Below are 21018 nucleotides of genomic sequence, written 5' to 3'. Positions count from 1 at the left end.
GGCTCGCCATCGAGCCGCTCAAATGAGTTGAAAGGGGTACACGGCGCCAAGATCGAGGATTTGCGTCAACTCATCCAGCGCCGTGCGACATTCGTTCAGTAGCTGCGGGTCGGCCAGGTCATGCTCGCTCAGGCGATCACGGTAGTGGCGGTCGACCCATTGCAGCAGCCGCTCGTACAGTTCCGGCGTCAGCATCACGCCCGGGTTCATCGCTGCCAGCTCTTCTGCCTGCAAGGCTACACGCAGACGCAGGCAGGCGGGGCCGCCACCGTTCTGCATGCTCTGTTTGAGGTCGAAGGCGCGAACCTCGGCAATCGGCCCGTCGCTGCCCAGCAGCGTCTGCAGATACGCCCAGACCCGCGGGTTGCCGCGGCATTCCTCCGGCACCACCAACAGCATACGCCCGTCGGCACGGCTCAACAGCTGACTGTTGAACAGATAGGATCGCACCGCATCCTCGACACCCAGCACGTGGCGCGGCACGCACACCGATTGCAACTGCCCACCGAGGCGCGCCAGCTTGTCGCCAAGCTCGCCCACCACCCGCTCGCTGTCGAGAAAGGCGTCCTCGTGATGGAACAGCACCTGGCCGTTGCCCACGGCGATCACGTCATTATGGAACACGCCCTGATCGACCACCGCCGGGTTCTGCTGAGCAAATACCACGGCGTCATCGGCGAGGCCGTGCAGCCGGGCCACGGCCTGAGAAGCCTCCAGGGTCTGGCGCGCCGGGTAGCGCTGCGGCGCCGGCAAGCGCAGGTCGAAGGCACTGCGGCCGAACACGAAGAACTCCACGCCCCGCTTGCCGTAGTCGCGGCAAAAGCGGGTATGGTTGGCCGCGCCCTCGTCGCCGAACTGGCTGACGGCGGGCAAGGCAGCGTGGTGAGCAAAATGGCGATCGTCGGCGAACATCGCTGCCAGTATCCGGCTGGTGGTGGGATGCTCGATGGAGCGATGAAACTTGCAGTTGAGATTGGCCGCGGTGAAATGCACGCGGCCGTCGGCGGTATCAGCGCTGGGGCTGACGGTCGCCGCATTGGCCGTCCACATGCTCGAGGCTGAGCAACTGGCGACCAGCAGCGGCATGGCCTCGCGCGCCGCCTTCTCGATCACCTGGGCATCGCTGCCGGTGAAGCCACAGGCACGCAGCGCGCGCACATCGGGGCGTTCCTGAGGGGCGAGCACTGCCTGGGCAAAGCCCATGTCCATCAGCGCCTTCATCTTCGCCAAGCCCTGACGCGCCGCCTCCCGCGGATTGGACGCCACCTGGCAGTTGTTCTGCGAGGCCACGTTGCCGTACGACAGCCCGCCGTAGTTGTGGGTCGGCCCGACCAGGCCGTCGATGTTCAGCTCGCAGGAGGTGAGTCGACTCATAGGCTGACTCCTGGCGCGAGACTGTCGGGCAACGCCAGCTGCTCGCTTTCCAGCGAAGCGACCGGGTAGGCGCAGTAATCCGCCGCATAATAGGCGCTGGGGCGGTGGTTGCCCGAAGCACCGATGCCACCGAACGGCGCGCTGCTGGCGGCGCCGGTCAGTGGCTTGTTCCAGTTGACGATGCCGGCGCGACTGCGCAGCCAGAACTGCTGATAACGCTCACGGGAATCGGACAGCAGCCCGGCGGCGAGCCCGAAACGGGTTGCATTGGCTTCAATGATGGCATCGTCGAAATCGGCATAGCGAATCACTTGTAGCAAGGGCCCGAACACTTCTTCGTCAGCGCGCGGCTGCACGGCCGTGACATCGATGATACCTGGCGTCAGCAGCGCCGCGCCGTCGAGCGGCTGGCTCATGTCCAGCAAGGGCCGCGCGCCCTTGTCGATCAGCCGCTCCTGCACCTTGAGCAGGTGCTGGGCGGCGTCCAGGGAAATCACCGCGCCCATGAACGGCGCCGGCTCGGCATTGAAGGCGCCGACCTTGAGGCTGGCGGCCACGCTGATCAGCCGCGCCAGCAGCGCGTCGCCCCAATCGCCTTCGGGCACCAGCAAACGGCGGGCGCAGGTGCAACGCTGGCCGGCGGAAATGAACGCGGACTGAATGATGCAATACACCGCCGCATCCATATCGGCAGGCTGGTCGACGATCAGCGCATTGTTGCCGCCCATCTCTAGGGCCAGGATGGTTTCCGGGTGGCCGCCGAACTGTGCGTGCAACAGATTGCCGGTGCGGCTGGAGCCGGTGAAGAACAGGCCGTCGATGCCCGGGTGAGCCGCCAGTGCCGCGCCGGTTTGCCGTGCGCCCTGCACCAGGTTCAGAACGCCTGCCGGCAGGCCGGCCTCGATCCAGCACTTGAGGGTCAGCTCGGCGACCTTCGGGGTCTGCTCGCTGGGTTTGAACACCACGGTATTGCCGGCCAACAGGGCAGGCACGATATGCCCGTTGGGCAAATGACCGGGAAAGTTGTACGGGCCGAACACGGCGACCACGCCATGGGGCTTGTGGCGCAGCACGCTGCCCTGAGCGCCGCTGCGCTGGCCGGTGCGCTCGGCATGGCTCTGGATGGAGATGGCCACCTTGCCGATCATGCTGGCGACTTCGGTGGTCGCTTCCCACAGCGGCTTGCCGGTTTCTTCACCGATGGTGCGGGCCAGTTCGTCCTGCCGGGTTTTCAATACGGCGGCGAAGCGCTCGAGCAGCGCGATGCGTTCGCTCAATGGCGCCGCCGCCCATTCAGCGAAGGCTTCACGGGCCGCCTGCACAGCGGCCTCGACCTGGGTCGCGTCAGCTTCACGGCCCACCCAGAGCACCTGCTGGCTGACTGGGTTGAGGGACTCCAGGGTGTTGCCCTGTCCTATCTGCCAGAGACCTGCAATGTAATGCTAACCGGTCGGGGCGGCGCCCCGCCCCGGTCACATCAGAAACGGTGGTTCAGGCCTTGACCGCCAGGGGCACTGCGCGCACCTGATCGCCGACATTCAGGCGCAGGCGCCGGGCGGTCAGCGGGTCGACCACCAGCGTCCCGGCGGCCATCCGCGCCCGGGCTGCGGTGATGCGGCAATCGGCGTGCTTGCGGTTGTGCACCAAGTAAACCGGGGCATCGTCACCCGGCGTGCCGATGGCCAGCACCAGCAGCTGGCTGTCGCGAATCGCACGAATCTTCGTGGTCTCAGCCTCGATGGCCGGACCGGCGTCGAAGATGTCGACATAGCCCTGGTAGCTGAAACCCTCGGACTTGAGCATCGCCAGCGCCGGTTCGGTGTCCGGGTGCACTCGGCCGATCACCTCGCGGGCGGCTTCGGACAGGAAGCAGGTGTAAAGCGGAAACCGCGGCATCAGCTCGGCAATGAACGCCTTGTTACCGACGCCGGTGAGGTAGTCCGCCTGGGAGAACTCCATGCGGAAGAAGTGCCGGCCCAGGCACTCCCAGAACGGCGAACGGCCCTGCTCGTCGGACACGCCGCGCATCTCGGCGATGATCTTCTCGCCGAAACGCTCGCGGAACTCGGCAATGAATAGCAGCCGCGCCTTGGAAAGCAGGCGCCCGTTCAGGCCGGTGCGGTGGTCGGCATGCAGGAACAGCGAGCACAACTCGGAATGGCCGGTCAGGTCGTTGGCCAGGAACAGCGTCGGCACCTGACGGTGGATGCCCAGTTCCTGGGATGCACAGACGGTCAGACCGACCCGGTAGTTGTACCAGGACTCGCGCAAGCCGACGCCGCCGGCAATAGCGGAAATACCCAGCACGCGGCCGTCATCGTCCTCGAGCACGAACATGTAGTCGCAATCGCCGCGCTCGGCTTCGCCGCTGAAGGTCTTCTCGGCACGCCCGACCCGGTAGGCCAGGCGCGCTTCGTTGGCCGGCAGGGTGGTCAGGCCGGTGCCGGTGCTGCGCGCCAGGTCGATCAATGCCGGCAGGTCACCGGCCCGTACGGAGCGAACGATCATGCTGCCTCCGGAAAATCGCGAGCCAGACGGGTGGCGCTCATGGTTGGAAAACTCATACCGCCACCAGCCTTACCTGGCTGCCTTCGGCGACGCCGAGGATCTGCGCGGTCTGCGGATCGAGCACCGCGGGCTGGCCGGATGCCCACTCCAGCTGCGCGACGACCGCACGAAACCCCTGCAATTGATCGTTGCTGACCAGGTAGGCCTGGCCGCCCTCACCCGTCTCGCCGAACACCACCGGCACCAGCGCGCTCTGGGCAATGGAGCGAATGCCGGAGGTGCGTGCATGCAGGGTCGGGCCGCCGTCGAAGATGTCGATGTAGTGGTCGGTTTCGAAGCCGTCGCGCATCAAGATGTCGAACGATACCTGGGCACGCGGGTGCACCAGGCCCATGGACTCCTGAGCGGCATCGGGCAGCAGCGGCACGTAGATCGGGTAATGGGGCATCAGCTCGGCCAGGTAGGCGCGGCTGCGCAGCCCGCACAGGCGCTCGGCCTCGCCGTAGCTCATGCCGAAGAAATGCCGCCCGACCGCGTCCTAGAACGGCGATTCACCGGCGTCGTCGCTCTCGCCGACGATCTCCACCACCATGGCGTCGGCGAAGCGCTCCGGATGGCAAGCGGCGAACAGCAGACGTGCACGGGAATTGAGCTCGGCCCAGACGCTGTCGACCAGCCCGCGCTCCACGTAGAAGCTGGTGAGCAGGCTGTTGCCGGTCAGGTCGTGACACAGCGACAGCACGTGGATCTTGTTGTGGATCTTCAGCTCGCGGGAGTTGTGAACGAAGGTCTCGTTGCGAAAGCTGTAGAACGGCTCGGAGTAGCCCGCCGAGGCGACGATGCCCGAGCAGCCGGAGAGGCGACCGGTTTCGCTATCTTCGAGCACGAAGAAATAGCGCTCCTCGCCGTTGAAGCTGACTTCGGCGGCGAACGACGCTTCCGACGCGGCGATCTTGTCGCGCAGGCGCTCGGCGTTGTCGGGCAGCGAGGTGACGCCCACCGGGCTGTCCGCGGCCAGGCGCTGCACTTCGGCGAGGTCGGTCATTCGCGCGGGGCGCATAACCAGCATGGTTCACTCCTTCAGCAAGGCTGGGGCGTTGCAGCCCTGGCAGCGAGAATCATCGTCCGTGAGGCTGGCCGGCACGGGCCGACACAGCGAATTGAGCGGGCGGCGCCCAGCCGCCCGTAAGGGTCAGGCGCCGGCCAGCTTGGCCACGGCACGCTCAAAGCGATCCAGACCCTCGTCGATGTCGGCATCCTCGATCACCAGGCTGGGCGCAAAACGCACCACGTCCGGCCCGGCCTGGAGGATCATCAGATTTTCATTGGCCGCCGCATCGAAGAATTCACGTGCTTTACCCTTCCAGGCATCGGATAACACTGCGCCGATCAGCAGGCCCATGCCGCGCACCCCGGAAAACACGCCGTATTTCTCGCCGATCTGCAGCAGGCGGGTCTTGAAGCGCTCATGCTTGGCCTTGACGCCTGCCAGTACCTCAGGGGTGTTGACCACATCAAGCAGCGCCTCGGCGACCGCGCAACCCAACGGGTTGCCGCCATAGGTGGTGCCATGGGTGCCGACCGCCAGGTGGCTGGCCAGCGCCTCGGTGGTCAGCATCGCGGCAATGGGGAAGCCGCCGCCCAGGCTCTTGGCGCTGGACAGCACGTCCGGCGTCACGCCGTAGTGCTGGTAGGCATACAGATGACCGGAACGGCCGACCCCGCTCTGCACTTCGTCGAACACCAGCAGCGCATTGTGCTCGTCGCACAGCGCGCGAGCGCCTTGCAGGTAGGCCAGATCCGCCGGCAGCACGCCGCCCTCACCCTGGATCGGCTCGATGACCACGGCGCAGGTCTTGTCGCTGATCGCCGCCTTGAGCGCTTCGAGGTCGTTGAACGGCACATGGGTGATGCCCTGGATCTTCGGCCCGAAGCCATCGGAATATTTTGGCTGGCCACCGACGCTGACGGTGAACAGGGTACGGCCGTGAAAGCTGTTGGTCGCCGCGATGATATCGTACTTGTCCGCCCCGAAGCGGTCGTGGGCCACACGGCGTGCCAGTTTGAACGCCGCTTCGTTGGCTTCGGCGCCCGAGTTGCAGAGGAACACCCGGTCGGCAAAGGTGGCCTCCACCAGCTTCTTGGCCAGGCGCAGCGCCGGCTCGTTGGTGAACACGTTGGAAACGTGCCACAGCTTGCCGGCCTGCTCGGTCAGCGCCTTGACCAGCGCCGGGTGGGCATGGCCCAGGGCGTTGACGGCGATGCCGCCGGAGAAGTCGATCAGCTCACGACCGCTCTGATCCCAGACGCGCGAGCCAGCGCCGCGAACCGGCACGAACGTAGCCGGCGCATAGCTGGGCACCATCACCTGGTCGAAATCGGCGCGTTGCACCGGGTCGTGCTGAACGGACATCGGGACTCTCCTGACGAGACACGCAGACCTGGACAGGCTGCGATGCGAAAGATTGTAGGGGGTGCTCATGGGCCGGCATTGCCGGCATGCGACAACTTCTTACAGCGCCATTGCTAGCTTCGGGCCTGGCAAAAGCCCGTCCGTCGGCCGGCGAGGCGCAGTTTAAACGTTGCGGCTGCTCCGGCGCACGGGTCGACTAACATTTATCCGGAGTGCACCGTTTCGGTGGGGCGAGTCGCCAGGGATTCTCTGACCGAGCGAGAACCGCAAATGGCGTGAAAAATATTTTCATTCCGCCCTATGCGGCATATTGCCAGCCCCTGGAGTGACGGTGATATCATTTTGCTCGCCGCGTGCCTCCCCATTGTGAAAGGCGTCGCACCGGCAGCCATCAAGGATCCGATGGTTCAACGCAGTTCCCTTCAACGCTGTGCATCGACTCGTCCAGTCAAGGAAGCACGTGATGACCGCCAAAGAACAACAACTGACCGATCTGCTTACCCTCACCTCTCGTAGCATCACCCACATGACCGCCGCCATGACGGCCCTGTCCTTCGATCTGCTGCGCAGCGATGACAGCGGTGTGCGCTCTGCCGCCTCGAAGATGATCACCCGCCTCGGCGCGGTGAGCCGCGAGCTGGATCAGCAATGGGTGCTGATCAGCGAACTGACCGGTGTCGAAGCGCCCGCGCGCGTCGACGCCATCGAAGAAGTGCAACTGCACTCGGCCTGAGTCGCATCGCTTGCCGTCAGGGCCGACGCCGCCGTCGGCCCACATAAAAGCTCTCCCCGCCTCAGCCGCGCGCCGCCAGGTACTCGCGCTGCAGCACCGCCACCAATTCAGCCGCCGGCATCGTCCGCGCCAACGCCGCCCCCTGCCCTGCCCAATGGGCAGCGAATTCGGTATTGCCAGCCTTGGCGGCAGCAGCGATCAGCTGCTTGCCGGCATCGTAGGCAATGCCGAACCCTGGCACCGCAGGGTGGCCGGGCGCGCCGACTTCGGCCATGAAACGATTGACGATGCCACGCGCCGGGCGCCCGGAAATCACAGTGGTGACCTGAGTCACCTGCGCCCGCTGGCTGCCTAGCATGTGCCGATAGGCCTCGTTGGCAGCCGATTCCGGGCAGAGAATGAACGCAGTACCCAGTTGCGCCGCGCAGGCACCCAGGTTCATGACCGCGGCGATCCCGGCGCCATCCATGATTCCGCCGGCGGCGATCACCGGGCGCGACAGGTGCTTGACCAGCATCCGCACCAGAGCCAGGGTGCCGATGCCCTGGTCATGGGCCGGGTCGAACACGCCACGGTGGCCGCCCGCTTCGATGCCCTGGGCAACGATGATGTCGATGCCCGCGTCCTGGGCCAGCAACCCTTCCTCCAGCGTGGTGGCCGAGGCCAGCAAGATTATTCCGGCCTGTTTCAGGGCATCGATGCGTTCTTGAGGCGGCAATCCCAGATGGAAGCTGACGATGGGCGGTCGCTCCTCCAGCAGCACCTGCAGTTGCCCTTCGTCCTCCTGAAAGCTGCAGTAGATATCCCGGATGGCCTCCGGCGCGGCGGCGCCGAACTCGGCGAAATAGGGCTGCAGATGGGCAAGCCAGGCTTGCTCCCTCGCAGCATCAGCGATGCTCAGGCGGTGGCAGAACAAATTGATATTGAAGGGCTTGCGAGTGGCGGCGCGGGTTTCCCTGATCATCTGCCGGCCGGCCTCGGCCTGCACCGCAGCAATGGAAATCGAGCCCAGCCCGCCAGCGTTGCTGACTGCCGCCGCCAGAGCCGGTGTGGCGGTGCCCGCCATGGGTGCCTGAATGATCGGAAGGTCGATACCCAAAACGGCGCAGCTCATACGGCGATCCTCAACGAAAGGTGATCAGGGAGTCCGGAAGATAGCGCAACTGGATTCACCTGGGCCATGAGGCGAATAGCCTGACACTGCGCGATGCAGCCCGTCAGCCGAGCGACGGCATGTTCGGCATCGCCGGCAAGGGAATCAGCGCGCCCGGGTGCTGGATCACGCTGCCCGCCAGGCGGTGCCCCCAGTGTGCCGCCGCCTCGGGCCGGCCGCCACGCAGGCGAGCGGCCAGGTAGGCTGCGCTGAAGGAATCACCAGCGGCCGTGGTGTCGACCACCTGTTCGACCGGCTCGGGGGCCACCTCGACGCGGCCATCAGCACTTTGTAGCAGGCAACTGCCCGCGCCACGCTTGATCACCACCTCGCCCACGCCAAGGCCTGCGTAATGACTGAAGAGCTGCTGCGGCGTCGCGAAACCGAATACGGCGACGTCGTCCTCCCAGGTGACCAGCGCGATATCCACCAAACCCAGCATGGCTTCGTAATGCTTTCGCGCCTCGGCCGCGCTCGGCCAAAGTCGTGCCCGGTAATTGTTGTCGAAGACGATGCGCGTACCGCGGCTGCGCGCCTGGCGCAGGGCTTCCAGCAGGCGCTGACGCCCTTCAGCGGTGAGGATGGCCAGGCTGATACCGCTGAGATACAGCGTGTGATAGTCGCCAAGAGCGGCCAACAACTGATCGGCGCCCGGACCGTCGAAGCAGTAACGGGCTGCCGCTTCACTGCGCCAATACAGAAAACTCCGCTCGCCTTCGCCGTCGGTCTGGATCATGTAGAGGCCCGGCAGTCGATCCGCCAGCACGCGCACGTGGCGATCACCGACGCCATCTTCACGCCAGCGCGCACGCATCGCCTGGCTCATGGGGTCGTCACCGAGGGCGGTGAGGTAGTCGACCGCCACACCTTCACCGCGGCACAGGCGGCTGAGGTAGACCGCGGTATTCAGCGTATCGCCACCAAAGCTCTGGCGCATGCTGCCGTCAGCTTGCAGCTGCAGCTCCACCATGCATTCGCCGATCAGGCCGACCTTTATCGGCGCCGTCTGGTTGGAGGAAATCGTCATGGCGGCTCCTTTGTCTGTATGTATCGGCGTTGACCGGGCGCTCAGAAGCGCGTCGGCATCACTTCGGCCACATTCAGCGCCTCATCGACCAGCAGCACCTGTCGCCACTTGTCGAAGGTAAGACAGGGGTGCGAGGTGCCGAATGAGATAATGTCGCCGACCGCCAGGGCCTCGCCGGCGGGCACGGTCAGAAACAGGTGCTGATCCATGATCATCCGTACACCCCAGCCGCGCACGTCCCGAGGCGCCTGGCCTTCGCGGTACAAGCGCTGGGGCATCGGCAAGTCGGGGTCGCAACCAATATCCCGTTTGCCGAGCGCGACGATAGCGAGGCCCGGCTCGGGCAGTGATTGCACATGGGCGAATACCTCCAGGGCCGGCAGCAGCTCGCCCTCGAGGTCGGCATGCCGTGCCTTGACCTCCTCCATCGCCCCGGCATACAGCTTGTGGTCGTGCACCACGTAGCAGCCGGGGCGCAGCAGCGGGATGTACTGATCACGCAGCTCGGCGCGGTCGAAGGCTTCGGCGATCAGGTCGAACCATTTCGAGCCGGACGCAGTAACCACCGGTTTGTCGGCGGTAAAGGCAGCGCTGCGTTTCAGGCGCATCAGGGTGTCCACCAGGCGCGCGCCATAGGCCCGCACATCGGCAATCGGCGTTTGCCCACCGATGATGCCCTCGTAGCCCTCGATACCGGTCAGCAACAGGGCGGATGATTTCTCCAGCGCCACCAGCAGCGCTTCGAGCTCGTCGTCGTTGCGCACGCCGCAGCGGCCGCCTTCCACGCCAAGCTCGATCATCACCTGCAATCGCAGACCGCGGGCCGCGAAGAATTCATCCAGCGCGCGGACGTTTGCCACGCTATCGACCACGCAATGAAATTCCGCGCCCTTGGCGATCAGCCCGGCCACCAGCGCCATGTTCGCGGCGCCGACCAGCTGGTTGGCCATCAGCAGGCGCGTCACGCCGTGCTCGAACGCCGCCACGCACTGGGTAGCGGTGGCCAGGGTGATGCCCCAGGCCCCGGCTTCGAGCTGGCGATGGAACAGCGCTGGCGTCATGGTGGTTTTGCCATGGGGTGCCAGGCGTGCGCCGTGGCGCTCGGCGAAGGCCTGCATCCAGGCGATGTTGCGCGCCAGCGGCTGCTGATACACCACCGCGGCTGGCAGGCTGACGTCGTGCAGCAAGGCGCGTCCGCTACCAATGATCGCGGCTTTCTCCACGCCGCTCGGCGGCACGTCGTTCAGGTCAGCAGGTTTCATGTCTGGATCCTTGTCGATTTTCCGGGCGCGAAAGCCGTGCAGCCGCACCTCGCAGGGTCATCTGGATTGAATCACGGAAAATAACTATCACAAATAAAATTTTTAAGTTAGAAATTAACAAATGCCAGGCACAGCTTTTAAGCCCTGCCCTGAGCCAGCCTTGGAGCCCTGAAGTGAATCTGGAAATCGACATCCTGTCGCGCATCACCGAACGCTACCCGACCCTGCGTGAAGCCGAGCGCAAAGTCGCGGCCATGATCATCGAAGATATCGACTTCGTGACCAGCGCCAACATCTCCAGCATCGCCGCCCGCGCCGGCGTCAGCGATGCCAGCGTCACCCGCTTCGCCAAATCCATCGGCTGCCAGGACGTGCGCGAACTCAAGCTGCGCCTGGCGCAATCGCTCGCCGTGGGTCGGCGCTTCATTCAGGAAGCCAGCGAAGAGGACGGCATCGGTGCGGTCTACGAGATCGCCAAGCAAACCCTGGATCTCAACCGTGAGCTGATCGCCAACGCCGATATCGAGCGCGCCCTCGACCTGCTCGACGACGCCCGACAGATCGTCATCTTCGGCGCCGGTGGCGGCTCGGTGGTGCTCGCCCAGGAAATGCAGTTCCGCCTGGTGCGCCTGGGTTACGCCGTCAGCGCCTATTCCCAGGCTTTGATGCCACGCATGGTCGCCGCCACGCTGGATCCCAGCGATGTGGTGGTGGCACTGTCGGTGACCGGTTTCACACCGGAAATCGTCGACGCGGCGCGTATCGCTCGCAGTTACGACGCCCAGGTGCTGGCACTGACCGCCTCGGACTCGCCCCTGGCGCAGCAGGCCAACGTGATCCTGCCGATTGCCGCCCGGGAGACCGATTTCATCTACCACCCTTCTTCATCGCGCTACGCCATGCTGGCGGCCATCGACGTACTCGCCATGAGCCTGGCGTTGCGCCACCGGCAGCGCTCGCGCGACAAACTGCGGCGCCTGAAACTGACCCTCGACAGCCACCGTGGCGGCGACAACCGCCAGCCGCTGGGAGACTGAAGCATGTCGCAGCACGCCAACCTGCTGATTCGCGATGTCCAGCTAATCGATGGCACCGGCGCCGCGCCTTATCGGGGTGACCTGGCGGTGCGTGGCGAGCGCATCGTCGCGCTTGGCGACCTGCGCGACTGGTCAGCCGACACCTGCATCGAGGGCCACGGCCGCTGCCTAGCGCCCGGCTTCATCGACGTGCACACCCATGACGACAGCAACGTCATCCGCATGCCGGAGATGCTGCCCAAGCTCACCCAGGGCGTGACCACCGTCATCGTCGGCAACTGCGGGATCAGCGCGTCGCCGGTGCGCCTGCCCGGCCCCAGCGTTCCCGACCCCATGAACCTGCTGGGCCGCCTCGAGGATTTTCGCTACCCAACCTTCGCTGCCTATGCCGAAGCGGTCAGCGCGGCGCAACCGAGCGTCAACGTCGCGGCGCTGGTCGGGCACACGGCACTACGCGCCAACTTCATGGAGCGTTTCGACCGCCCCGCCAGCGCCGAGGAAATCCAACAGATGCGCAGCGCCCTGCGTCAGGCCCTGGCGGACGGCGCCATCGGCATGAGTTCGGGCTTGGCCTACATGAACGCCCGCCACGCCCCCGAAGCGGAGATGCGCGCCCTGGTCGAAGAAGTCGGCGCAGCCGGCGGTCTCTATACCACGCACCTGCGCGACGAGTTCGCCGGGCTGCTGGGCGCCATGGACGAAGCCGTGGCCACCGCCCGCCATGGCCAGGCGCCGCTGGTGATTTCCCACCTCAAGTGCGCCGGCGTCGGCAACTGGGGCACCGCGCCCCTGGCCCTGGAAAAACTCGAATTGGCGGCGCAGCAGCACAACTGCCATTGCGACTGCTACCCCTACACCGCCGGCTCCTCGACCCTGGATCTTGGCCAGGTCACCGAAGACTTCGAAATCTTCATCACCTGGTCCGACCCGCACCCCCAGATGGCCCGCCAGACCCTGCAAGCCATCGCAGCCAGCTGGGGCGTCTCGCTGCTCGATGCCGCGCGGCGCCTGCAGCCGGCTGGCGCGGTTTACCACAACATGGCCGAGGACGACATGCGGCGCATCCTGCGCCATCCGCTGAGCATGGTCGGCTCCGACGGCCTGCCCAATGATCCGCACCCGCACCCCAGGCTATGGGGCGCGTTCCCGCGAGTGCTCGGGCATTTCTGCCGGGATCAGGGCCTGTTCACCCTGCCCGAAGCCATCCACAAGATGACCGGCCTGTCCGCGCGCAACTTCGGCCTGTTTGACCGCGGCGAGCTGCGCGTCGGCGCCTTCGCCGACCTGACGCTGTTCGACTTCGCCGAGGTGCGCGACCGCGCCACCTTCGCCAACCCCATCGCCGCGGCGCAGGGCATCGAGCTGGTGGTGGTCAATGGCGCCATGGCCTACCGCCACGGTCAGCTCGAAGCGCGTGCCGGCCGCCTGCTCAAACGCACCACTGAACTCCCCCACTCTCGATCATGATCCAAGGAGAAACCCCATGAGCATCAAACGTTATGGCGCCGAAGGCGGAACCGGAACCGGCGGCCAGAAGCTGCCCTTCTCGCGCGCGGTGGAAGCCGGCGGCTGGCTCTACGTATCCGGCCAGACGCCCATGAAGGACGGCGAAGTGGTCGAGGGCGGCATCATCGAACAGTCGCGCCTGGCCTTTCAGAACTGCCTCGACATCATGGCCGAGGCCGGTTACGGCGTCGAAGACGTGGTGCACGTCACCACCGTGCTCACCGACGCGCGCTACTTCAGCTCGTTCAACAAGGTCTTCAAGGAAATCTTCGGCGACCATCCGCCGGCGCGCATCTGCAGCGTTCAGGACCTGGTAGTCGACTGCAAGGTCGAGGTCGACGTGAAGTGCTTCAAGGCATCGCGCGCCTGACCCCAGCGCCCGCCCCGCAGGAGACCCCTTTCATCACCGCAGCCCCAAGCCGGCGCCACGCTGCCGGCTCGCTGACAGCTACCTCGATCAACAATCATTCCAATCTGAGGTCAGGTATGAACAGCAACATCTTTCTCGGCAGTTTCTTCATCTACCTCCTGGCCATGATCGCCCTAGGCTGGTGGGTTTCACGCCATCACCGCTCCACAGGTGATGACTTTCTCCTCGGCGGGCGCAGCATTCCGCTGTTTCTGACCATCGGCACCACCGTCGCGACCATGGTCGGCACTGGCTCGAGCATGGGCGCGGTGGGCTTCGGCTACAACAACGGCTGGGCCGGCGCGCTGTACGGCATCGGCGGGGCCATCGGCATTCTGCTGCTGGCCGCGCTGTTCGCCTCGGTGCGCAAACTGCGTTTCATGACCATGAGCGAGGAGCTGGCCTATTACGTGGGCGGCAGTCGGGTGGTGCGCAACGTGGTGGCGCTGCTGATCTACATCGCCAGCATCGGCTGGCTGGGCGCGCACATCCTCGGCGGTGGCATGTACCTGGCGTGGATCACCGACATCGACCTGAACACCGCGAAATTCGTGGTCGCCATCGGCTTCGGCCTGTACTGCATCATCGGCGGCTACTTGGCCGTGGTGTGGACCGACACCATCCAGGCCATCCTGCTGTTCATCGGTTTCATCGCCATGGCGGTGTTCGCTCTGGTCGAGATCGGCGGCTTCGCCCACCTCGCCGATAACATGGACGCCGCCACCACCGGCTTTCTGGGGATAAGCAGCCTCGGGGTAATTCCCGCCGTATCGCTCGCTGCCGTGGTCGCCATCGGCGTGCTGGCCACGCCCTCTTTCCGCCAGCGCATCTACTCGGCGGACTCGGTCGGCAGCGTGCGCCGCTCCTTCGTGTTCACCGGCATCCTGTACCTGGGCTTCTCCATCATTCCGGCGATCATCGGCATGGCCGCCCACACGCTGGCGCCGGATCTGGAGAACAGCAACTACGCCTTCCCGTTCCTGGCCACCCAGGTGCTGCCCCTCGGCCTAGGCCTGCTGGTGATGATCGCCGGCCTCTCGGCGACCATGTCCAGCGCCAGCTCCGACGCCCTGGCTGGCGTGTCGATCATGATGCGCGACCTGTACATCCTGGTCACCGGTCACACGCCGCCGGCCGAGCGCGTGGTGCGCTATTCGCGCTTCGCGTTGCTGTTCACCATCGGCATGGCGCTGGCCTTCGCCCTCACCTCGGACAACATCATCAGCTACATCACCAAAATGATCGCCACGGTCATGGCCGGCATGTTCGTCTGCGCCATTCTCGGCAAGTTCTGGGGCCGCTATAACTGGCAAGGCGCCCTCGCTACGCTGATCGCGGCATCCACCACATCGCTGGCCATCATCAGCCACGCCGGCTGGAGCGCCTACTGGGGTAACCCCAGCATTCCGGCGGTTATCGCAGCAGTGGTGGCAGGTGTGGTCGTCTCCCTGCTCACTCCGCGCTGCCAGATCACCCCGGAACAGGCACTGGCCCGGGTGACAGAAGAGCGTCAGGCGATGGAGACGCCGGTGAAGATCGTATCCTGAGAGCAGGCCAAAACCGCTTTCAAACGCGCGCGGTAACCGGCACCTTAGAGGCCTGCCGGCCCGCGCGCTTTAGTGTGTGGAGCAAACCTTCCTGCACTGCCCGACATTTCCCAGGCGTTCCACCCGATGAGTTCTCGCACCGCCCATCTGCAACTCCACGCTGCCGCCCTGCTGGTCGGCGTTTCAGCGCTGTTCGGCGAGTCGTTGAAGGTCAGCGCCAGCATGATCGTGCTGGGCCGCTCGGCCTTCGCGCTGTTGGCCCTGAGCCTTTTCTGCCTGTGCCTGGGCAAGTGCCCCTGGCGCGGCGTCACCTCGGCCACCGCGGCCAAGCTACTGACCACGGGCCTGGTGCTGGGGGCGCACTGGCTGCTGTTCTTTATGGCGGTGCAAACCGGCGGCGTGGCTGTGGCGACCTTGGGTTTCGCCTCGTTTCCGGCCTTTACCGCGCTGATAGAGCGGCTGGTGTTCGGCCAGCGCCTGGGGCGTAGCGATCGCTGGATTCTGGTGCTGGTGTCGATCGGGCTGATCCTGATAACCCCGTCGCTCGATCTGCGCGATGGCGCCACCGTCGGCCTGCTCTACGGCGTGCTGTCCGGTGCGGTGTATGCGGCGATTGCCGTGGCCAACAAGCACGCTTCCAGCAGTATCGATGGCCTGGCTTCGTGCTGGTGGCAGTGCCTGGCAATCAGCTTCACGCTGCTGTTCTGGTGCATGCCGCAGGTGCCGACCATCAGCACTCACGACTGGTGGCAACTGGCGGCGCTGGGCGTGCTGTGCACGGCCCTGGCCTACAGCCTGTTCATCGCCTCGCTACGCCATGTGCGCACCCATACCGCTGCGGTGGTGATCACCATGGAGCCGATCTACGCCATCGCCGGCGCCTGGCTGCTGTTCGGCGCCGTACCGACCGCCGGCATGCTGCTCGGCGGCGCGCTGATTCTCGGCGCCGTGGCCTGGGCCGGTTTGCAGGGCGGTCACTGACCGCTCTGGCTCAGGGTTGCCAGGTGGTGCGCTCGCCGCTGAGCCGGTGGTCGAGAAAGCTCGCCGCGCTGATCAACGCCAGGTGGCTCAGCGCCTGGGGCGTGTTGCCCAGATGGTGGCCGCGCTTGTCGAGCTCCTCGGCGTACAGCCCCAGCGGGTTGGCATAGCGCAGCAGTTGCTCGAACTCCAGATGGGCCTTTTCGATCCTGCCGGCACGCGCCAGGCACTCAACGTACCAGAACGAGCACGCCATGAACGAGCCCTCCTCACCTTCCAGCCCGTCGTCGGTGCGATAGCGATACACCATGCCGTCACGCACCAGCTGCTGCTCGATGGCCTCCAGGGTCGCCAGCCAGCGTGGATCGGTGGCGGCGACGAAGCGCATCAACGGCATCAGCAGCATGGAGCCGTCGACGTCCTGGCAGCCGATGCGCTGCACGAAATGCCCGCAGCTCTCGTCCCAGAAATTGTTCCAGATGTCGTCATGAATGGCCTGGCGCTCGTCGTTCCAGCGCGCGAACGGCGCCGGCAGCGAACGCTTCTGGGCCAGGCGGATGGCACGATCCAGCGCGACCCAGCACATCAGCCGCGAATGCAGGAAGTGTTGCTCCTCGCCGCGAATCTCCCAGATGCCGACATCCTTCTGCTGCCAGCTGTCGCACACCTGATCGACGATGCCCACCACGTGCTTCCAACCTTCGTGGGAAATCGCCTCGCCGTACTTGTTGGCCAGGTAAACGGCGTCCAGTAGTTCGCCGAAGATATCCAGCTGGGTCTGCTCATGGGCTTCGTTGCCGATGCGCACCGGCTTCGCGCCGCCATGGCCAGCCAGGTGATCGAGCGAGCTTTCCGGCAAGTGATGCTGCCCGCGCAGGCTATAGAGAATGCGCAGGTGCGCCGGCGTTTCCGAGCAGTCTTCGACGCGGTCGCGCACCCAACGCATGAAGGCGTTGGCTTCTTCGGAGAACCCCAGACGCATGAAGGCGTACACCGTGAACGAGGCGTCGCGAATCCAGGTGTAGCGATAATCCCAGTTGCGTTCACCGCCTGGCGCTTCCGGCAGGCCGTAGGTGGCGGCGGCGATGATGCCGCCGTGCTTGCGTGAGGTCAGCAGCTTGAGCGCCAGCGCCGAACGATGGACCATCTCGCGCCAGCGTCCGCGGTAGTTGGACTGCTTCATCCAACGCCGCCAGTACTTCACGGTCTCGTCGCGGCAATGCTCGCAGGCACCTGCGGACACCAGCGGATCATCCGGCGCACCGAGCACGAATTCCGCGTGCTCACCTTCGCGCAACTCGAATTCAGCGACCGCGCACTGATCGTCGATTGCCAGCGCCTCGCTCGCCGACAGCCGCAGGCTGGGCTGGCCCGGCGCAGTGAACAGCACATCACCGCCTTCCAGCCCGGCAACCGTGTCAGCACGACTGTAGTCGTGGCGCACCCGGCAGCGCAGGCTGATGGTGGCGTGGCCGGAGACCACGCGAATGGTGCGAATCAGTCTTGGCGCAGCATCGACATCCGCATTGATCGGCATCAGGTCGGTGCATTCCACTATCGCCTGCTCGTCCAGCCAGCGCGTTTGCAGCACGTTGGTATCGGGCAGGTACAGTTGCTGACGGCGCGCCTCGGGCAGATCCGGCGCCAGCTGGAAAACCCCGGCTTCGGGCGTGTCGAGCAAGGCGCTGAAGATCGACGGGCTGTCGAAGTCTGGCCAGCAGAAGAAGTCCACGCAACCACTGTCGGCGACCAGCGCGGCACTGCGCATGTCGCCAATGATGCCGTGGGCCTCGATGGGCATCTGACGATCCTGGATATCAGCCATTGTCACGAAACTCCGGGTAAAGGCTCATGCCGCCGTCGATGAACAGCGTGGTGCCGTGAACGTAATCGGCGGCATCGGAGGCCAGCCAGACCACCGCATTGGCGATGTCCTCGGCGTCACCAATACGGCCGTAGGGAATCAGCTCGAGCAATTTGTCGGCAGCCGCGCCTTCGGTGGCTTCACGGTTGATCGCGGTGCGGATGGCCCCCGGGGCGATAGCGTTGACGCGAATGCGCTGCTCGCCCACCTCCTGCGCCACGCTGCGCATCAACAGATCGAGCCCGCCCTTGGAGGCCGCGTAGTTGGCGCGCCCGGCCCAGGGAATCAGCTGGTGGACCGAACTCATCTGAATGATCTTGCCGGCAGCGCGGGAAATCTCCTCGCGAATGCCCTGTTTGGCGAACTGCCGCAGCGCGGCACGCACGCAGAGGAACTGGCCGGTGAGATTGACCTGCAGCACCTGGTTCCATTCCTCCAGGCTCATGTCGACGGTCGGCGCGTCGCGCTGCATGCCGGAATTGGCCAGCAGAATATCCAACCGCCCGAACGCGGAAAGGGTTTCAGCGAACAGCGCCTCGACGTCCTGCTCGTTGGATACATCGGCCCGCACGGCGATGGCCTGGCCGCCATCATCACGGATTTGCGCGGCGAGCTTCTCGGCAGCCTCACGCCCGGATCGATAGTTGAGCACCACCGCGGCGCCCGCCTCCGCCAGCGCCTTGGCCGAAGCCGCGCCGATACCCGAACTGGCGCCGGTGACCAGCGCGACCTGTGACTGCAGTGAGATGAGCATGGCCGTTCCCCTTTCCTCGACTTGCTACACCTGACTGAAAGCCAAGCGGCAGAGTTCAGGGAAAAGCCCGCTGCCGCCGATCAGGCAGCCAGCACCTCCAGAGCGGCGCGCCAATCCAAGAAACACCGGCCACGGGAGGAGAACTGCCATGCAAGACATCGAAGCGCTGCTCGATTATCTGAAGCGTCACAAGTTGTATCTGACCACCGCCGAGTCCTGCACCGCCGGCATGGTCGTGGCGCTGCTCGCCAAGCATCCTGGCAGCGGCGAATGCCTGGACAGCGGTCACGTGGTGTATTCGCCAGCGGCCAAGAAACGCTTGCTGGGCGTGAGCCAGCACACCCTCGATAACTTCAACCTGACCAGCGAAGAAGTGGCGCGGGCCATGGCCAAGGGCGCACTAGACGGCAGCCCGGCCAATGTCGCCGTCGCCACCACGGGCGTCGCGGGCCCCGAACCCCAGGGCGAGATTGCTGCCGGCACCCTGTGCTTCGCCTGGGCCTTTCGCCTCGCTGACGGCAGCGTCCAGCTGTATTCGAGCACCGAACATTTCGCCGGCGACCGTTCGCGCATCCTCGATGAAGCTGCCCGCTTCGCCCTGCTGCGCCTGCCTGAGCGGCACGCGCAGCTGCTTGGCGAGGCTTAGCGCCGGCCTTTGCCGGGCAGGATCGAACCCAATACCTGCTTGGTGGCCTGGCGCAGGATGCCGCCCTGGTTCGGGTCGCCCTGCCACAGGGTGGATGCAAAGGCCTTGGCCTGGGCCAGGGTGATATGCGGCGGCAGCGGCGGCACGTCAGGGTCGGTCTTGAATTCGATGACCACCGGGCGGTCAGCGGCCAGCGCCTGCTCCCAAGCCGCAGCGACGTCCTCCTCGCGGTCGACGTAGATGCCCATCAGCCCGATGGACTCGGCGAACTGGTGATAGGCGACGCTGGGAATGTCCTGGGAGGCCGAGAACTTCGGATCGCCCTCCATCACCCGCTGCTCCCAGGTCACCTGATTGAGGTCCTCGTTGTTGAACACCGCGCAGATCCAGCGCTTGTCCTGCCACTCGTGCCAGTATTTGGCGACCGTGATCAGTTCGGCCATGTTGTTCATCTGCATGGCGCCATCGCCAACCAGCGCCACCACCGGGCGATCCGGGTGGGCGAACTTGGCGGCAATCGCATAAGGCACCGCCGCGCCCATGGACGCCAGGCCGCCGGACAGCGAGCAGAGCATGTCCTCGCGCATCTTTACGTCACGGGCGAACCAGTTGGCACAGGAGCCGGAATCGCTGGTCACCACGGCGCGATCCGGCAAGCGCGGCGATAGTTCAAACGCGACCCGCTGCGGGTTGATCGGCGCAGCCGAAGCCATGGCGCGGCGCTTCAGGGTGGTCTGCCACTGCGCCGTCCATCGTTCGATGCGCTTGCGCCAGGTGCGCAGCGTCTTGCGTTCGAGCAGTGGCAGCAGCGCCTGCAAGGTATCGGCAGCGTCGCCTTGCAGGTTGACTTCCATGGGGTAGCGCAAGCCGAGCATGTCGGCCTGGATGTCGATCTGCACGGCGCGCGCCTGACCTTCCTTGGGCAGGAATTCGGCATAGGGAAAGCCCGAACCGATCATCAGCAAGGTGTCGCATTCGTTCATCATCTGATAGCTGGGCTTGGTGCCCAGCAGGCCGATGGAACCGGTCACCCAGGGCAGATCATCCGGCAACGCCGCCTTGCCCAGTAGCGCCTTGGCCACGCCGGCGCCGAGCACATCCGCCACTTCGGTGACTTCTTTCGCAGCGCCCAACGCGCCGGCACCGATCAGAATCGCTACCTTCTTGCCGGCATTGAGCACGTCGGCGGCGCGCTGCAGATCTTCTTCATAAGGCACAACCCGAGGTCGGCTGTAACCCACGCCAGAATGCAGGGTGCCGTGCTCGCGGGGCGGCTCCTCGTAGGGCAGCGTCTGCAAGTCATTGGGCAGAATGATCGCCGTTACCCGGCGATCGCCCAGCGCCGTGCGAATGCTGCGGTCGACCAGGTGACGCACCTGGGAGGGCGCGCTGGCCTGCTGGACGAAGGCGCCGGCGACGTCCTTGAACATCGACAGCAGATCCACCTCCTGCTGGTAATGTCCGCCCAGGGCGTTGCGCGCCTGCTGGCCGACGATCGCCAGCACCGGCATATGGTCCATGCGCGCGTCGTACAAACCGGTGAGCAGATGGGCCGCACCGGGGCCGGAGGTGGCGATGCATACGCCCAGGTCGCCAGAGAACTTGGCGTCGGCCGCCGCCATGAACGCGGCCATTTCCTCATGACGCGCCTGGATGAAGCGGATCTTGCCCTCGGCCTTGGCCAGGGCGCCGAATACGCCGTTGATGCCATCCCCCGGATAGCCATAGATGCGCCGTACGCCCCATTGGTAAAGGCGTTCGACGATGAAATCTGCGACGGTCATGCTCATGGAAAACTCGCTCGAAG

At 65.4% G+C, this 21018-nt stretch carries 17 protein-coding genes and 1 pseudogene; 7 read left to right on the top strand and 11 right to left on the bottom strand.

Going from position 1 to position 21018, the window contains the following annotated elements:
- Positions 1–18 precede the first annotated feature (18 nt).
- From astB to PVA39_RS19920, 5 genes and pseudogenes are all read right to left on the bottom strand, one after another.
- Complete coding sequence (gene astB / locus PVA39_RS19940) at positions 19–1374, bottom strand: N-succinylarginine dihydrolase (protein ID WP_274125522.1); 1356 nt, start codon at positions 1372–1374, stop codon at positions 19–21.
- Positions 1371–2810, bottom strand: coding sequence for a succinylglutamate-semialdehyde dehydrogenase (gene astD / locus PVA39_RS19935; RefSeq protein ID WP_274125543.1), 1440 nt, complete (start codon positions 2808–2810; stop codon positions 1371–1373). Before astD ends, astB begins: the two co-directional genes overlap by 4 nt.
- A 55-nt stretch (positions 2811–2865) precedes the next feature.
- Positions 2866–3882 (bottom strand): arginine N-succinyltransferase, encoded by a 1017-nt coding sequence (astA, locus tag PVA39_RS19930; protein ID WP_075934215.1) that lies wholly within the window; start codon positions 3880–3882, stop codon positions 2866–2868.
- Between the two features lie 52 nt (positions 3883–3934).
- A pseudogene (aruF, locus tag PVA39_RS19925) lies at positions 3935–4951 on the bottom strand (arginine/ornithine succinyltransferase subunit alpha).
- 123 nt (positions 4952–5074) lie between these two features.
- The gene (locus tag PVA39_RS19920) at positions 5075–6295 is read right to left on the bottom strand and encodes an aspartate aminotransferase family protein (RefSeq protein WP_274125521.1); all 1221 of its coding nucleotides are present in this window, start codon (positions 6293–6295) and stop codon (positions 5075–5077) included.
- Positions 6296–6758: 463 nt separating this feature from the next.
- Here PVA39_RS19920 and PVA39_RS19915 point away from each other — a divergent pair, with 463 nt between their 5' ends.
- Positions 6759–7028, top strand: coding sequence for a hypothetical protein (locus PVA39_RS19915; protein ID WP_274125520.1), 270 nt, complete (start codon positions 6759–6761; stop codon positions 7026–7028).
- Positions 7029–7089: 61 nt separating this feature from the next.
- Here PVA39_RS19915 and PVA39_RS19910 read toward each other — a convergent pair whose 3' ends face one another.
- From PVA39_RS19910 to PVA39_RS19900, 3 genes are all read right to left on the bottom strand, one after another.
- The gene (locus PVA39_RS19910; protein WP_274125519.1) at positions 7090–8142 is read right to left on the bottom strand and encodes an NAD(P)H-dependent flavin oxidoreductase; all 1053 of its coding nucleotides are present in this window, start codon (positions 8140–8142) and stop codon (positions 7090–7092) included.
- A 103-nt stretch (positions 8143–8245) separates the two neighbouring features.
- Positions 8246–9208 (bottom strand): sugar kinase, encoded by a 963-nt coding sequence (locus PVA39_RS19905; protein ID WP_274125518.1) that lies wholly within the window; start codon positions 9206–9208, stop codon positions 8246–8248.
- Between the two features lie 41 nt (positions 9209–9249).
- A complete protein-coding gene (locus tag PVA39_RS19900; protein ID WP_274125517.1) occupies positions 9250–10470 on the bottom strand; it encodes an amino acid deaminase in 1221 nt (406 codons plus the stop codon).
- A gap of 173 nt (positions 10471–10643) precedes the next feature.
- On the opposite strand from PVA39_RS19900, the gene PVA39_RS19895 reads away from it, so the two are divergent.
- From PVA39_RS19895 to PVA39_RS19875, 5 genes are all read left to right on the top strand, one after another.
- On the top strand, positions 10644–11507 hold the full coding sequence (locus tag PVA39_RS19895; RefSeq protein ID WP_274125516.1) for a MurR/RpiR family transcriptional regulator: 864 nt from the start codon (positions 10644–10646) through the stop codon (positions 11505–11507).
- Between the two features lie 3 nt (positions 11508–11510).
- Complete coding sequence (locus tag PVA39_RS19890; protein WP_274125515.1) at positions 11511–12974, top strand: N-acyl-D-amino-acid deacylase family protein; 1464 nt, start codon at positions 11511–11513, stop codon at positions 12972–12974.
- Between the two features lie 16 nt (positions 12975–12990).
- A complete protein-coding gene (locus PVA39_RS19885) occupies positions 12991–13383 on the top strand; it encodes a RidA family protein (protein WP_070886682.1) in 393 nt (130 codons plus the stop codon).
- Between the two features lie 116 nt (positions 13384–13499).
- Positions 13500–14969 (top strand): sodium:solute symporter family protein, encoded by a 1470-nt coding sequence (locus tag PVA39_RS19880; protein ID WP_274125514.1) that lies wholly within the window; start codon positions 13500–13502, stop codon positions 14967–14969.
- A 126-nt stretch (positions 14970–15095) separates the two neighbouring features.
- On the top strand, positions 15096–15950 hold the full coding sequence (locus PVA39_RS19875; RefSeq protein WP_274125513.1) for a DMT family transporter: 855 nt from the start codon (positions 15096–15098) through the stop codon (positions 15948–15950).
- A gap of 10 nt (positions 15951–15960) precedes the next feature.
- On the opposite strand, the gene PVA39_RS19870 is transcribed toward PVA39_RS19875, so the two are convergent.
- Positions 15961–17772 carry a glycoside hydrolase family 15 protein gene (locus tag PVA39_RS19870; protein WP_274125512.1) on the bottom strand — a complete coding sequence of 604 codons (1812 nt, stop codon included), beginning with the start codon at positions 17770–17772 and terminating at the stop codon, positions 15961–15963.
- Positions 17765–18565: a glucose 1-dehydrogenase gene (locus PVA39_RS19865; protein WP_274125511.1), complete on the bottom strand. Its 801-nt coding sequence runs from the start codon at positions 18563–18565 to the stop codon at positions 17765–17767. The genes PVA39_RS19870 and PVA39_RS19865 overlap by 8 nt, the downstream gene beginning before the upstream one ends.
- A gap of 148 nt (positions 18566–18713) precedes the next feature.
- On the opposite strand from PVA39_RS19865, the gene PVA39_RS19860 reads away from it, so the two are divergent.
- The gene (locus PVA39_RS19860) at positions 18714–19211 is read left to right on the top strand and encodes a CinA family protein (RefSeq protein ID WP_274125510.1); all 498 of its coding nucleotides are present in this window, start codon (positions 18714–18716) and stop codon (positions 19209–19211) included.
- On the opposite strand, the gene PVA39_RS19855 is transcribed toward PVA39_RS19860, so the two are convergent.
- On the bottom strand, positions 19208–21001 hold the full coding sequence (locus PVA39_RS19855; protein ID WP_274125509.1) for a thiamine pyrophosphate-requiring protein: 1794 nt from the start codon (positions 20999–21001) through the stop codon (positions 19208–19210). The genes PVA39_RS19860 and PVA39_RS19855 overlap by 4 nt on opposite strands.
- Positions 21002–21018 lie beyond the last annotated feature (17 nt).

It is taken from the genome of Pseudomonas sp. CNPSo 3701 (assembly GCF_028674975.1).
GTDB lineage: Bacteria > Pseudomonadota > Gammaproteobacteria > Pseudomonadales > Pseudomonadaceae > Aquipseudomonas > Aquipseudomonas straminea.
Note: the sequence above shows the minus strand (reverse complement) of the source record. Positions and strands in the feature narration are given on the sequence as shown.